At 71.4% G+C, this 13,169-nt stretch carries 14 protein-coding genes; 4 read left to right on the top strand and 10 right to left on the bottom strand.

Annotation, left to right across the window (positions count from 1 at the left end):
- Positions 1-200 precede the first annotated feature (200 nt).
- From NUV38_RS12090 to tadA, 10 genes are all read right to left on the bottom strand, one after another.
- Complete coding sequence (locus NUV38_RS12090) at positions 201-737, bottom strand: hypothetical protein (RefSeq protein WP_257729352.1); 537 nt, start codon at positions 735-737, stop codon at positions 201-203.
- Positions 734-2,002, bottom strand: a complete 1,269-nt coding sequence (locus tag NUV38_RS12085) for an aconitase family protein (RefSeq protein WP_200931180.1) — start codon at positions 2,000-2,002, stop codon at positions 734-736. The genes NUV38_RS12090 and NUV38_RS12085 overlap by 4 nt, the downstream gene beginning before the upstream one ends.
- Before the next feature lie 2 nt (positions 2,003-2,004).
- Positions 2,005-2,874, bottom strand: a complete 870-nt coding sequence (locus NUV38_RS12080) for an oxaloacetate decarboxylase (protein WP_257729351.1) — start codon at positions 2,872-2,874, stop codon at positions 2,005-2,007.
- 19 nt (positions 2,875-2,893) lie between these two features.
- A complete protein-coding gene (locus tag NUV38_RS12075) occupies positions 2,894-3,700 on the bottom strand; it encodes an IclR family transcriptional regulator (protein WP_257729350.1) in 807 nt (268 codons plus the stop codon).
- Complete coding sequence (locus NUV38_RS12070) at positions 3,697-4,389, bottom strand: ABC transporter ATP-binding protein (RefSeq protein WP_257729349.1); 693 nt, start codon at positions 4,387-4,389, stop codon at positions 3,697-3,699. Before NUV38_RS12070 ends, NUV38_RS12075 begins: the two co-directional genes overlap by 4 nt.
- Positions 4,334-5,152, bottom strand: a complete 819-nt coding sequence (locus NUV38_RS12065; protein WP_257729348.1) for an ABC transporter ATP-binding protein — start codon at positions 5,150-5,152, stop codon at positions 4,334-4,336. Before NUV38_RS12065 ends, NUV38_RS12070 begins: the two co-directional genes overlap by 56 nt.
- Entirely contained in the window at positions 5,149-6,039 is an 891-nt protein-coding gene (locus NUV38_RS12060; RefSeq protein WP_082481031.1) for a branched-chain amino acid ABC transporter permease, read from the bottom strand. The genes NUV38_RS12065 and NUV38_RS12060 overlap by 4 nt, the downstream gene beginning before the upstream one ends.
- Positions 6,036-6,932, bottom strand: a complete 897-nt coding sequence (locus NUV38_RS12055) for a branched-chain amino acid ABC transporter permease (protein WP_257729347.1) — start codon at positions 6,930-6,932, stop codon at positions 6,036-6,038. Before NUV38_RS12055 ends, NUV38_RS12060 begins: the two co-directional genes overlap by 4 nt.
- Before the next feature lie 36 nt (positions 6,933-6,968).
- On the bottom strand, positions 6,969-8,108 hold the full coding sequence (locus tag NUV38_RS12050) for an ABC transporter substrate-binding protein (RefSeq protein ID WP_257729346.1): 1,140 nt from the start codon (positions 8,106-8,108) through the stop codon (positions 6,969-6,971).
- 308 nt (positions 8,109-8,416) lie between these two features.
- Complete coding sequence (gene tadA / locus NUV38_RS12045; RefSeq protein ID WP_257729345.1) at positions 8,417-8,890, bottom strand: tRNA adenosine(34) deaminase TadA; 474 nt, start codon at positions 8,888-8,890, stop codon at positions 8,417-8,419.
- A 79-nt stretch (positions 8,891-8,969) separates the two neighbouring features.
- Here tadA and NUV38_RS12040 point away from each other — a divergent pair, with 79 nt between their 5' ends.
- From NUV38_RS12040 to NUV38_RS12025, 4 genes are all read left to right on the top strand, one after another.
- On the top strand, positions 8,970-10,226 hold the full coding sequence (locus NUV38_RS12040) for a D-arabinono-1,4-lactone oxidase (protein ID WP_257729344.1): 1,257 nt from the start codon (positions 8,970-8,972) through the stop codon (positions 10,224-10,226).
- 56 nt (positions 10,227-10,282) lie between these two features.
- Positions 10,283-10,924, top strand: a complete 642-nt coding sequence (upp, locus tag NUV38_RS12035) for a uracil phosphoribosyltransferase (protein WP_257729343.1) — start codon at positions 10,283-10,285, stop codon at positions 10,922-10,924.
- A gap of 99 nt (positions 10,925-11,023) precedes the next feature.
- Positions 11,024-11,650, top strand: a complete 627-nt coding sequence (locus NUV38_RS12030) for a hypothetical protein (protein WP_257729342.1) — start codon at positions 11,024-11,026, stop codon at positions 11,648-11,650.
- 57 nt (positions 11,651-11,707) lie between these two features.
- On the top strand, positions 11,708-13,165 hold the full coding sequence (locus NUV38_RS12025; RefSeq protein ID WP_257729341.1) for an MFS transporter: 1,458 nt from the start codon (positions 11,708-11,710) through the stop codon (positions 13,163-13,165).
- Positions 13,166-13,169: the final 4 nt, after the last annotated feature.

The following is a 13,169-nucleotide window of genomic DNA, read 5'->3' as shown; positions in this document are numbered from 1 at the left end:
GCGGCGCGGGCAAGGCGGGGGCGGGGGCCTCGACCACGGTCGGCGCGGGCGCGGGGCCGGATCGGCGATTCCCATCACCTGATGGGAACCACGAGCTCACCCTGGTTCTCCCCCACTCACCATGGAGAGCCCTCCATGGTGAGTGGGGGATTCCCATCACCTGATGGGAATCGAGAGACGGGTGGGACGGAGGCGGACCGCTACGCGCGGCCGTGCTCGGCGAGGAGCAGCTGGTACCGACCGCCGGCGGCGATCATGTCCTGCGTCCGGTCGTTGAGGACCTCTCCCTGCAGAACGAGGTCCTTCGCCCGGACGGTGACGGTGGCCGCCCGCCAGTCGACCTCCATCTCGTCCCAGCGCTCGACCGACGTCGAGATGCCCGGCACCGTCAGCAGCGGCATGCCGTTGCTGACCTCGCCACGCCAGAAGCCCGGCGAGAAGGACTCCGCGACCACGCCGATGATGCCCTCGTTGCGCATCGCCGTCATGGCCACGTAGTGCGGGTGCCCGTAGCCGAAGTTCCGTCCGCCCACGAGCCAGTCGCCCTCGCGCACCTTGTCGGTGAAGTCCTCCTCGTACGCCTTCATGCAGACGCTGTGCAGGTGCTCCGGATCGGTGTACTTGATGTTCTGCACGCCGATCATCAGGTCGATGTCGTGGTCGTCGCCGAAGATCCAGGCCACGCGACCGGTCAGCACGTCGGGCAGCACCTGCGGCGCGGTCGTCGTCGTGGTCACGGGTTCACCACCTCGCGCGGGTCGGTGAGCCGACCGGTGAGCGCGCTCGCTGCGACGGTCGTCGCCGAGCCCATGTAGATGTCGGCGTCGGGGCTGCCCATGCGACCGGAGATGTTCAGCACCCCGGTCGACACGCAGGCCTCGCCGGCCTCGAGCGGCTTGGCGTAGCCGAAGCAGAAGTCGCACGTGGACTCCACGACGTGGGCGCCGGCGGATCGCAGCGTGTCCAGCAGGCCCTCGGACTCGGCCTGCTCGTAGATGCGACGCGACGTCGGCACGACGTTCAGCTCCACGCCGTGCGCCACCTTCTCGCCCTTGAGGATCCCGGCCGCGGCCCGGATGTCCTCGATGCGTCCGCTCGCGCACGAGCCGATGAAGGCACGCTGGATCTTCTGTCCGTGCACCTCCGCCACGTCGCGCGTGTTCGAGGCTCGCGCCGACCCCGGCATGACGATCTGCGGGCTCAGGGCGTCGAGGTCGATGTCGTAGCGGGCCGTGTACTCGGCGTCGGGGTCGCTGTAGAGCGGCTCGAAGTCGCGCTGGGCGACCTTGCGGCTGTACTCGAGGCTCATCTCGTCGGGGTTGAAGATCGCCGAGACACCGCCGGCGAACATCGCCATGCCGCACAGCGCCTGCCGCTGGCCCAGCGCCATCGACTCCGCACCCGGGCCGGTGTACTCCATGACCTGGAAGGCCACGCCGTCGGCGCCGATGTCGGAGATGATCCGGTGGATCAGGTCACGGCTCTCCACACCGGGCGCGAACGACCCGGTGAGGTGGAAGCGGGTGCTCGCCGGGACGTCCAGGTGGATGCCGCCGGTGACCCAGCCCTCGAGCAGGTCGCGGCGCACCCCCATGCCGAGCGCACCGAACGCGCCGAGGCTGGAGATGTGGCCGTCGAAGTGGATGAGGAACGACCCGGGCATCGCGTAGCCCAGCTCCGCGGCGACCTGGTGGCCGATGCCCTCGCCCTCGTGGAAGTGCACGCCGTTCTCGTGCGCCCAGTCGCGGGTGACCTGGTGGACCTCGGCCTCGCGCTCGTTCTTGTTCGTGAGCATGTGGTCGATGAACAGGACGTACCGGTCGGGCTCGGCGACCTTCGTGACCCCGAAGTCCTCGCGCATCTGCTTGAAGAAGCGGTCGGTGTACCCCGGGAAGTCGTACGCGATCATGTAGTCGGGGCGGACGGGGTAGTTCTCGCCGGGCGTCACCGCGTCGCGGTCGCCGACGCGGGCCAGGATCTTCTGCGTGATGGTCTGTCCCATGGTCACGCCTCCTCGAGGGTCTCGGGCATGTACAGGGACTGCTTGTGCAGGACCTCGTCGAAGCCGATGAGCTTCAGGAAGTCGGCGTGCTCCATGTAGTCGCGGCTGACCTCGGCCGGCGGCTCGCCCGCCGACAGGCGCTCGAGCGACGCGCGGGTGGCGGTCGTGGCCGCGAGCAGGATCTGCGTCGGGAGCAGCGCCAGGCCGACGCCGATCTCGCGCAGCACCTCGCTCGTGAACTGCTCGGCCGTCCACGTCCACGCGGTGAGCGAGCACATGAGCGGCACACCCACCTCGGCGTGCAGACGGGCCCACGACTCGGCGTCGGGGAAGCCCTTGGAGATGGGCATGATCATCTCGGCGCCGGCCTCCACGTAGGCGACGGCGCGACGGATGGCGTCGTCACCGATGCCGTCGGTGCGTCCGATGAGGACGAGCTCGTCGCCCACCTCGTCGCGCACGGCGCGGACCTTGCCCGCCGCCTCCGTGGCGGGGAGCAGCGTCGGTGCGCCGCTCGTGGCCGCGGGGCACCTCTTGGGCGCCAGCTGGTCCTCCATGAAGACCGCGGACACGCCGGCGTCGGCGAACATGCGTGCGGTGCGGGCGGCGTTGACCGCGTTGCCGTACCCGGTGTCGATGTCGGCGACGACCGGGAGACGCGAGGCCCCGCGGATGCGGCGGACGGCGTCGAGGTTCTCCGACATCGAGTACATCTCGGCGTCGGGCAGGCCGAGGGACGCCGAGATGGCGAACCCCGACGCGCAGAGCGCCGTGAAGCCGCTCTGCTCGGCGATCCGGGCGGTCAGCCCGTCCCACACGCCGGGGGCGTAGACCAGCCCGTCGGCGAGCTGGTTCCTGAAGTGGTTCGTCATCGTGCTTCCTTCCTTCGTGTCACCGAGGCGCGGGCGCCCCGAGGCGCTCGGAGAGCGCCGCGCAGGCTTCGCGCACGGCGGTGACGATGTGGTCGAGGCGGTCCGGGCCGAAGCCCTGGGCGGCGCCTCCGAGGCTGAGGGTGCAGCTGAGGGCACCGGTGGGACCGAACACGGGCGCGCTCACGACGGCGACGCCGTTGTTGAGGTCCTCGTCGGCGAAGACGTAGCCCTGCTCGCGGATGCGGGCGAACTTCGTCTCGAGGGCCTCGCGCGTGACGTCGGTCTTGTCGGTGTAGCGCTTGCGTGGCGCGGACAGCACCCGTTCGCGGATGGTGTCGTCCCAGGCCGCCATGACGGTCGGTCCGCCGGCCACGTGGTACGGCAGGACCGTGCCGAGCGTGACCGTGTTGACCTTCAGGGGGCTCTCGCCCTCGACCATCTCGACGACCACAGCACCCTCGTCCGACGGCACCAGCAGGAACGCCGTGTCGCCGAAGTGGCCCGCGAGCGACCGCAGGTGCGGCAGCGCCTCGTTGCGGATGCTGAACTGGCGCTGCGCCGCGTGGGCGAGCTTGAGCATGCGGATGCTGAGGCGGTAGCCGTCGCGAGGACCGCGCTCGACCCAGCCGGCCATCTGCAGCGACGACAGGAGCCGGTGCACGGTCGTCTTGCCGATGCCGGTCGCCGCGGCGATCTCCCCGAGGCTGTACTCGCTGTCGCCGCCGCCGAGCACCTCGACGACGTTGCACGACTTGATCACCGACGCGACGTAGTTGCGAGGGTCCACCTCGTCGGCGCTGCCTGACGGCCCCACGAGGTCCTTCATCCGAGGTACGCCTTCTGGATGTCCTCGCTGTGCGCCAGCGTCTCCGGCGTGCCGGACATGTGCACCTCGCCGCGCTGCAGCAGGTACGCGTGGTCGGCCACCTCGAGCGCCCGCGTGGCGTCCTGCTCGATGAGCAGGATGCTCTGGCCCTCGGCGTGCAGTGCCGCGATGGCGCCGTAGATGACGTCGATGACCGACGGGGCCAGACCCATCGACGGCTCGTCGAGCAGGAGCACCTGCGGGTCGGTCATGAGCGCACGCCCCATGGCGAGCATCTGCTGCTCGCCGCCGCTCATGGAGCCGGCCTGCTGGGTCCGGCGCTCGGCCAGCCGCGGGAAGAGCTCGTACACGCGGTCGAGCAGCTCGGGCCGGGACCGTCCGGAGAAGGTGCTGAGCGCGAGGTTCTCGGCCACCGTGAGCGGCGAGACGACGTGCCGACCCTCGGGGACGAGCGCCAGGCCCAGCCGCGTGATGCGGTGCAGCGGCAGCTTCTGGACGGGCTTGCCGTCGAGGACGATGTCGCCGGTCTTCTCGCGGTGCACGCCCGCGATGGATCGGACCAGCGTCGACTTGCCGGCGCCGTTGGCGCCGAGGACGGCCACGAGGTTCCCCTCGGGGACCTCCAGGCTGACGTCACGGACGGCGCGGATCGCTCCGTAGCTCGCGCAGAGCCGGGATACCTGAAGCATCGTTCTCCTTTCCGAAGTAGGCCTTCTGGACGGCGGGGTCGTCGACGCACTCCTGCGGGGTGCCGTGCGACAGCACCTCGCCGAAGCTCATGACGTAGGCGGCGTCGCAGTAGTCGAGGATCAGCCGCATGTTGTGCTCGACGACGAGCACCGTGAGGCCCTGGTCGCGGACCGAGCGGATGAGCTCGCCGACGGCCACGGACTCCTCGCGGTTCATGCCCGCCGTGGGCTCGTCGAGGAGCACCAGCCGCGGGTCGGTGGCGAGCGCACGAGCGATCTCCACCCGGCGCTGCGTGCCGTAGGGCAGCGTCTCGGCCAGCTCACGCCGCTCCGTCACGCCCACCCGGGTGAGGAGGGCGTCGGCGCGCTCGAGACACTCCCGCCGCTCCCGCCGCTCGCCCGGCCACATCACGAGGCTGGACAACGACGACGCCTTCCGCGACGCGTACATGCCCGCCACCACCTGCTCCAGGACGCTGAAGCCGCTGAGCAGCCGCACGTTCTGGTAGGTGCGGGTGATGCCGCGTCGGCTGATCTGGTGCGGCGCCAGGCCCGCCATCTCGTCGCCCTGGAAGTGGACCGAGCCCTCGTCCGGCGTGTAGAAACCGGTCACCAGGTTCACGAGGCTGGTCTTGCCGGCGCCGTTGGGACCCATGAGCCCCATGACGGTGCCCTGGGGCACGACCATGTCGACACCGTTGACGGCGGTCACGCCGCCGAACCGCTTGGTCAGTCCCTCGATGGTCAGCAGTGCGTCGCTCATCGGGCCACCTCCGGCTCGGGCTCGGCCACGGGCGTGTCGTCGGTCCGACGCAGCCGCCGGACCCACTGGCGTCGCGGGTCGATGAGACCGCGCGGCATGAAGACCATGATCAGCACCAGCAGGGCACCGGTCATGAGCTCGTCGACGCCGTCGACGTAGGAGCGCACCACCTCGGGCAGTCCGACGAAGACGATCGCCCCCACGATGGGTCCGGCCCAGTGGTAGGTGCCGCCGAGGACCATCGCCGCGACCATGGTGAAGGCCAGCGTGATGAAGAACGTGTCCGGGCCGATGTACTGGAGCAGGTTCGCCAGCACCACCCCGGCCATGCCCGCCACGAGTCCGCTCGCCGCGAACGCGACCGCGCGGACGGTGAAGGGGTTGACGCCGAGGGCCGCGGCGACCGCGGCGTCCTCGCGGACCGCGTGGGCGGCCATGCCGTACCGCGAGCGGCGCAGGCGGGCGAGGGCGTAGCAGACGATCGCGACCAGCACGACGACCGTGATGAGGTCGATCTTGCGGGTCACGCCCGTGCCGACGCTGCCTCCGGTGTACTCCTCGGCCGAGAGGACGACGACGCGGGTGATGAGCACCAGCGCCACCGTGGCCATCGCCATCCAGTGGCTCTCCAGCTTGAGCAGGAGCACCGACAGGATCGCGGCGACGGCCAGGCCGAGGCCGGCGCCGACGAGGAGCTGGACGACGATGCCCGCGCCCATGTGCAGGTCGAGGTACGCGGCGCTGAAGCCGCCGACCGCGCCGAACGAGGCGCCGGCGAGGCTGAACACGCCCGCCCACATCGCGATCCAGCTGCCGAGCGCGAACAGCGCGTTGGCCATCGCGAACTCGACGACGGTCCGGTACTGGTCCCAGAGGCCGCCCATCATGCCCTCACCGTCTGCATCGCGGTGGCGGAGCCGAACAGGCCCCGCGGCCGGAACACCAGGAAGGCGAGCAACAGCCCGAAGGTCACCGCGTCGCGCAGGCTGCCCGACACGTACTGCGCGGTCAGCACCTCGGCGACGCCGATCAGCAGCCCGCCGAGCACCGTGCCGCGCACGTCGCCGAAGCCACCGATGATGACCGCCGCGAAGCCCTTGAGGAGCAGCGCCTCGCCCAGCATGAAGTTCACGGTGCTCGTGTTGAGACCCATCGTGATGCCGGCCAGGCCGGCCACCGCTCCGGAGAGGAAGGCGGTCGTGGCCACGATGAGCACGGGGTTGACCCCACCCAGCGAGGCCGCCATGGGCGAGTGGCCCACGGCCCGCATCGCGGCGCCGACCTTCGTGCGGTGCAGCAGGGCGTAGAGGCCGATGCCGACGACCGCCACGGCCAGCAGGCTCACCAGCTGGGTGCGCCCCAGGGTGAGGCCGAGGAAGCTGATCGAGCCGCTCGGGGCCGCGTCGGGCGAGAAGCGCGACGTCGTGGCGCCCGTGACCATCCGGGCGAGCGCGAGGAGGAAGATCCACACGCCGATGCTCGTGATGAGCGCCGGCAGCAGGTCCCCTCCTCGCCGTCGGATGGGTTGGAAGGCGACGAAGTCGACCACCACGGCCAGGAGGCCCGAGACGAGCACCCCGGCGATGAGCGCCGGCCAGAAGCCGATGCCCGCGTCGTTGACGAGGAAGAGCACCGTGAGGGCTCCCCAGGTCGCGAAGGTCCCGTGGGCGGCGTTGAGCACGCCGAGGGTGGCGAGCATGAGGCCGAAGCCGACGCCGAAGACGGCGTACACGGAGCCGAGCGCCAGCCCGTTCAGGATCTGCTGTGCCAGGACGTCCATGTCATCGCCTCCTCTCCTGGTCGTGGTGGTCGTGGATCACGCGCCCGCGCCCTTCCAGAGCTGCGGGACGCCGGAGTCGTCGATCTGCACGATCTGGAAGTCCTCGCTCGTGCCCTGTCCGTTCTCGAAGGTCAGCGGGCCCCACGGGGACTCCAGCTCGGAGATGCCGGCCAGCGACTCCGCGACGGCGGCGGCGTCGGCACCGTCACCGGCGTCGGCCGCGCCCTTGGCGGCGTACTTCACCGCGACGTAGCCCTGCGAGGCGAACAGGTCCGGCGTCTCGTCGTACTTCTCCTCGTAGGCCTTCGTGAACTCCTGCGCAGCGGCGTTCTCGCTCGCCGGCGTGTACTCCACGGAGTAGTAGGTGTCGGCCAGGGTCTCGCCGAACGACTTGAGCAGCGGGCCCGTCGCGACGGCGTTGTTGGCGAGGATGACGCCCTCGTAGCCCTTCTCGCGCAGGGCCTTGGTGATCGTGGCCGCGGCCTCGCCGAGCGTGTAGACGGTCACCATGTCGGCGTCCTTGGACAGGATCTCGGTCACGGCACCGCTGAAGTCGGTGTCGGCGACGAGCGTCTTGACCGTGCCGAGGTCCTCGGCGCCGGCCTCCTCCGTCGAGCTGCGGGCGGCCTCGCTCTGCGCGACCAGGCCGTCGTTGTCGCTGGCCGTCACGTGCACGGCGCTCTCGATGCCGAGCTCCTCGACGAGCTGGGCCGCGACCGGCGCGATGCCCTGCTGCGGCAGCAGCGCGGGACGGAGCACGTAGGGCGGGTCCTCCAGGTCGGGGGTGGTGGCGCCGTAGACGACCAGCGGCACCTTCTTCTGCGTGGCGAGCGGCTTCATCGCGCCGGCCACGGCGCTCGAGATGCAGCAGACGACCTCGCTGACACCCTCCTGGCCGGTGAGCTTGTTGAACGCGGTGATGCTCTTGGCCGGGTCCTCCGAGCCCTCCTCGACGACGAGCTCGACCCCCTCCAGCTCGGCGGCCAGCTCGGCGCCCTTGAGGTAGGACGAGCCGGCGAAGGCGAACGGGCCCTGCTCGGCGGCGATGAGTCCGATCTTCACGTCGGAGTCTGAGCCGGCGCCGCCGTCGGAGGAGCCGCAGGCGGTGAGGGCTGTCGCTGTGACCAGCGCCAGGGACAGTGCCGCCAGTCGGCGAGCGAGGGGGGTGATCGTCATGGCCATCCTTCTGTAGGTTCCGTATTGCGGAACGCGTACCGCTATCCGGATGACGTTACGAATGTGACCTGGCTCATGTCAAGGCCTTCCTCGACATTGGTCGGACGTCCTTGCATCGGCCGTCCCGTGATCCACCCGGTTGCGCGATTCCCATCACCTGATGGGAATCGCGCACTCACCTGGGTTCTCTCCCACTCCCCATGGAAGGTCTTCCATGGGAAGTGGGGGATTCCCATCACCTGATGGGAATCGAGGGACGGGTGGGGCGCGGCCGGGCGCGCAGATCCTCCGGTCGACCGGAGGATCGGTCAGCGGCGGGCGGCGAAGAAGTCGCGCAGGAGGGCGGAGGACTCGTCGGCGAGGAGCCCGGACGCGACCTCGGGGCGATGATTGAGCCGACGGTCGCGCACGACGTCCCACAGCGAGCCGACCGCACCGGCCTTGTCGTCCCACGCGCCGAGGACGAGCCGGGCGACGCGCGAGGAGACGATCGCGCCCGCGCACATGGTGCAGGGCTCGAGCGTGACGACGAGCGTACAGCCGTCGAGACGCCAGGTACCCAGCGTCGCGGCGGCCGCGCGCAGGGCCACGAGCTCGGCGTGGCCGAGCGGGTCCTCGTCGCGCTCGCGCGTGTTGAGGCCCTCCCCCACCGCACGACCGTCCGGGTCGAGCACCACGGCCCCCACCGGGACGTCACCCGACGCGATCGCCTCCCCCGCGAGCTCGAGCGCGCGACGCATCGCGGTCTCGTCGTTCCACGCGGGTGCTGAAGGCTCGCTCACGCCTCGATCGTCCCAGACACCGTGCCCGGGCCTCCCCGCCGTCGCGCTGCACGACCTGACTCACGTGTCACGATGGATCGTGACCCACGACCCACGCCGAACCAGCTGGTCGGGCACGGTGCCCTACCACTTCGCCCGCGAGCACCGCCCCCACGACCTCGACGCACTGCGCGCGCTCGTCGCCGGCACCTCGCGCTTGCGGCCCGTCGGGACCGCCCACACCTTCAACGACCTGCCCGACGCTGCCGCCGACGCCGAGGTCGCGGCCGTGAGCGTCGCAGCCTTCGACGAGCTGCAGGTCGGCGACGACCGCACCTGGGTGCGGGCCGGAGCCGGCCTGACCCACGCCCAGCTCGCGGTGGCGCTCGAGCCGCACGGCCTGGCGCTCGAGAACCTCGCCTCCCTGCCGCACCTGAACGTCGTCGGCGCGGTGGCCACCGCGACCCACGGGTCCGGTGTCCGCACCGGCAACCTCGCGACCCAGGTGCGCGCCGTCGAGCTGGTGCTGGCCTCGGGCGACGTCGTCACGGTGCGACGCGGCGAGCCCGACTTCGACGGCACGGTGGTCGGTCTCGGCGCCTTGGGTGTCGTGACCGCGCTCGAGCTCGACGTCGTGCCGGCCGTCGACCACCGCCAGGTGGTGCTGCTGGACGGCGACCCCGAGTCGTTGCCGGACCGGCTCGCCTCCGTCCTGGGGCTCGGCCGCAGCGTCAGCGTCTTCACGCTCTGGGACGGCTCGCTCGACCGCGTGTGGGTCAAGTCCCGCGACGGCGACCCCGAGCCCGACCTGACGGCCACGGGGCTCACGCCCATGACCGGCGAGCAGCACCCGATACCCGGCCTGGACCCCGTCCACTGCACCGCCCAGCAGGGCGTCCCCGGACCCTGGGTGGAGCGGCTGCCGCACTTCCGTCCCGGCTTCCTGCCCAGCGTGGGCGACGAGGTGCAGTCCGAGTACCACGTCCCGTTCGAGCACGCGGCCGACGCGGCCCGCGCGGTGCGAGCAGTGGGCGAGCACCTCGCGGCCGCGCTGCAGGTCGCCGAGATCCGCGCTGTCGCCGCGGACTCCCTGTGGCTCAGTCCGCAGTCCGGGCAGCCCACCTGCTCCTTCCACTTCACCTGGGTCGGCGACACCGCCCTGGCCGACGCCGCGGCGCGCGTGGTGGAGGAGGCGCTGGCCCCCTTCGCGCCCCGACCGCACTGGGGCAAGCACTTCACCCTCGACGTCCGCCGGGCCTACCCCCGCCTCGACGACTTCCGCGCCCTGCGCGACCGTCTCGACCCCGACCGCACCTTCGTCAACCCCTGGCTCGAGCGCGTGCTGCTCGACGGTTGACCCGTCCCCCCGAATCGGGGAGCGAAGGTGGATCGCCTGGGCACTAGGCTCGGCGCATGCACGTCCACGTCGCCGACCACCCGCTCGTCTCCCACAAGCTCACGGTGCTGCGCGACGCGTCCACCGACTCCCCCACGTTCCGGCGGCTCGCCGACGAGCTGGTCACGCTGCTCGCCTACGAGGCCACACGCGACGTGCGAGTCGAGACGGTCGCCGTGAGGACGCCCGTGGCCGAGGCCCAGGGCGTGCGCCTGGCCGATCCTCGTCCACTCGTCGTCCCGATCCTGCGCGCGGGCCTGGGCATGCTCGAGGGCATGCAGCGGCTGCTGCCCACCGCCGAGGTCGGCTTCCTCGGCATGGTGCGCAACGAGGAGACCCTCGAGGCCGACACCTACGCCGAGCGGCTCCCCGACGACCTGTCGGGTCGCCAGTGCTACGTGCTCGACCCGATGCTCGCGACGGGCGGCAGCCTGGCCGCCGCCATCCACTTCCTCGTCGACCGCGGCGCCGACCACATCACCGCCGTGTGCCTGCTGGCCGCCCCCGAGGGCGTCGCGCGCATCGAGCGCGAGATGGAGGAGATCGGCGTGCCGGTGAACCTCGTGGTCGCGGGCCTCGACGAGCGGCTCGACGAGAACGGCTACATCGTCCCCGGCCTCGGTGACGCCGGCGACCGGCTGTACGGCGTCGCGGACTGACGTCGAGGCCGGCCCACCGCGTCCCGTTCCGATCGACCGACGAGAGCGATCAGTTCGATCGAATGGTCGCCGCCCTGTACTCGTGGGAACCTGACCGCCATGGACGACCGAAGCGCCCCCACGCCCGGGGCGCGGCGTGAGTTCCGCCCAGTGGGCTGGCGTGAGGCGCCGCTCTGGAGGAACCTGCGGCGCGACGTCCTGACCGCCGCTCTCATCTCCGCCGGCCCACTCCTGCAGGCCTTCTCCCCCACGTACTCGGGAACCATCACCGCGTGGTTCATCCTGACGGGCACTGCGCTCCTGCTTCTCGCCACGGTCCTGGGGTCAGTCGGAGCCTCTCTCGAGCGCGTGGTCCTCACGCCCGACGCCGTCGAGGTGTACCGGTGGCGACGCACCCGGCCGCGCGCGCGTGTCACGCGGGTCGAGCAGCTGTGGGCGTCCCGATTCCATCCACGATCGTTCTTCGGACAGCCCTTCGGGCCACGCGCTCTGGCCATGTCGGACGGGCGCAACGGGCTCGTGCTGGCGAGCGACTCGTGGGTCTGCCGGCATGACGAGCTCGTGACCGCCTTGGGGATCAGTGCGCAGTACGTGGACGCTGCCGTGGCGGTCCGCCGACACCCCGAGGCTTTCCCGTGGTCGGTGCGCCAGTCCCGTCCGGTGCGCATCCTCATCGGTCTGCTGTGGCTGACAGGGATCGTGACACTCGTGATCGTGCTGCGCTGACCGGCATCGCGGCCACGTTCGGCTTGCACGACGTGACCCGTCCGGCAGGCTGTTCTGGTGCACGAGGATCCGGTCGACGTCCCCGCAGGACGGTCGGCGTCCCCGCAGGACGACGGCCCCCATCCCCACCGCTGGCGCATCCTCGCCGTCACCCTCGTGGTGGGCTTCATGTCGCTGCTCGACGTCACCATCGTCAACGTCGCGCTCCCGTCCATCCAGGAAGGTCTCGACACCACGCCGGGCACCGTGCAGTGGGTGGTGTCCGGGTACGCACTCACGTTCGGCCTGACCCTCGTCGCCGGCGGGCGCCTCGGCGACGCCTACGGCCGACGTCGGCTGATGCTCATCGGGCTGGCCGGGTTCGTGGCCTCCAGCGCGGCGGCCGGTCTCGCGCCCACGGCCGAGCTGGTAGTCGTGGCCCGCCTGCTGCAGGGGGCGTCGGCGGGGTTCCTCACGCCGCAGAGCTCCGGGCTGATCCAGCAGCTGTTCTCCGGCGCCGAGCGTGGACGGGCGTTCGGGTACTTCGGCCTCACCGTCTCGATCGCCTCGGCCACCGGCCCCCTGCTCGGTGGGCTCGTCATCGGGCTGGTCGGGGAGGACCTCGGGTGGCGCCTGCTGTTCCTCGTCAACGTCCCGATCGGGCTCGTCGCCGCGATCGCCGTCGCCCGCATGGTCCCCGGCCGGCAGTCCGACGGCGGGCCGGGACGCATCGACGTCCCGGGCGCCGTCCTGCTCGGCCTCTCGGTGCTGTGCCTGCTGTACCCGTTGGTGAGCCTGGAGTCCGGAGCGCGGTGGCCGCTCGTGCTCCTGGTCGGCGTGCCGCTCTTCGGCTGGGCCTTCGCCGCCTGGGAGCACCGCCTCAAGCGGCGCGGCCACGAGCCGCTGCTCGACCTCGACCTGCTGCGACGGCTTCCCGGCTTCGGCAACGGGATGCTCGTGGGCACCGTGTACTTCACCGGCTTCACCGGCGTGTTCCTCGTGGCGTCGGTGTGGCTGCAGGACTCGCGCGACGTCAGCGCCCTGCACGCCGGGCTGCTGCTGACGCCCTTCGCGCTCGGCTCGGCGATCACGTCGCCGCTGGCGGGCCGCCTGGTGAGCACGGTCGGACGATCCCTCACGGTCGGCGCCCTTGGCGTCATGATGGTCGGCGTGCTGGGTGCTGCCCTGGTGGCGCCCGGCCGCGAGACGGACCAGCTGTGGTGGGCGCTCGCGCCGTTCCTGCTGCTGGCCGGCCTTGGTGGCGGCGCCGTGGTGTCACCGAACATCACCCTCACGCTGCAGGAGGTCCCGCCGCGGATGGGCGGGGCCGCCGGCGGTGCGCTGCAGACCGGCCAGCGCATCGGGTCCTCGCTCGGCGCGGCCCTGCTGGCCACCACCTACCAGGTGGTGGCAGGCGACTCCGGCGGCGACGCAGGCATCCGCGTGGCCCTGCTCGTCGCCCTGGCCGTGCTCGCCCTCGCCCTCGCGGCGGCGGTGATGGCGCTCCGGTCCTCGCGACGACTCGCGGCCACCTGAGCGC

The organism is Aeromicrobium sp. 50.2.37 (assembly GCF_024655735.1).
GTDB lineage: Bacteria > Actinomycetota > Actinomycetes > Propionibacteriales > Nocardioidaceae > Aeromicrobium.
This window is presented reverse-complemented; position numbering and strand designations above follow the sequence as displayed.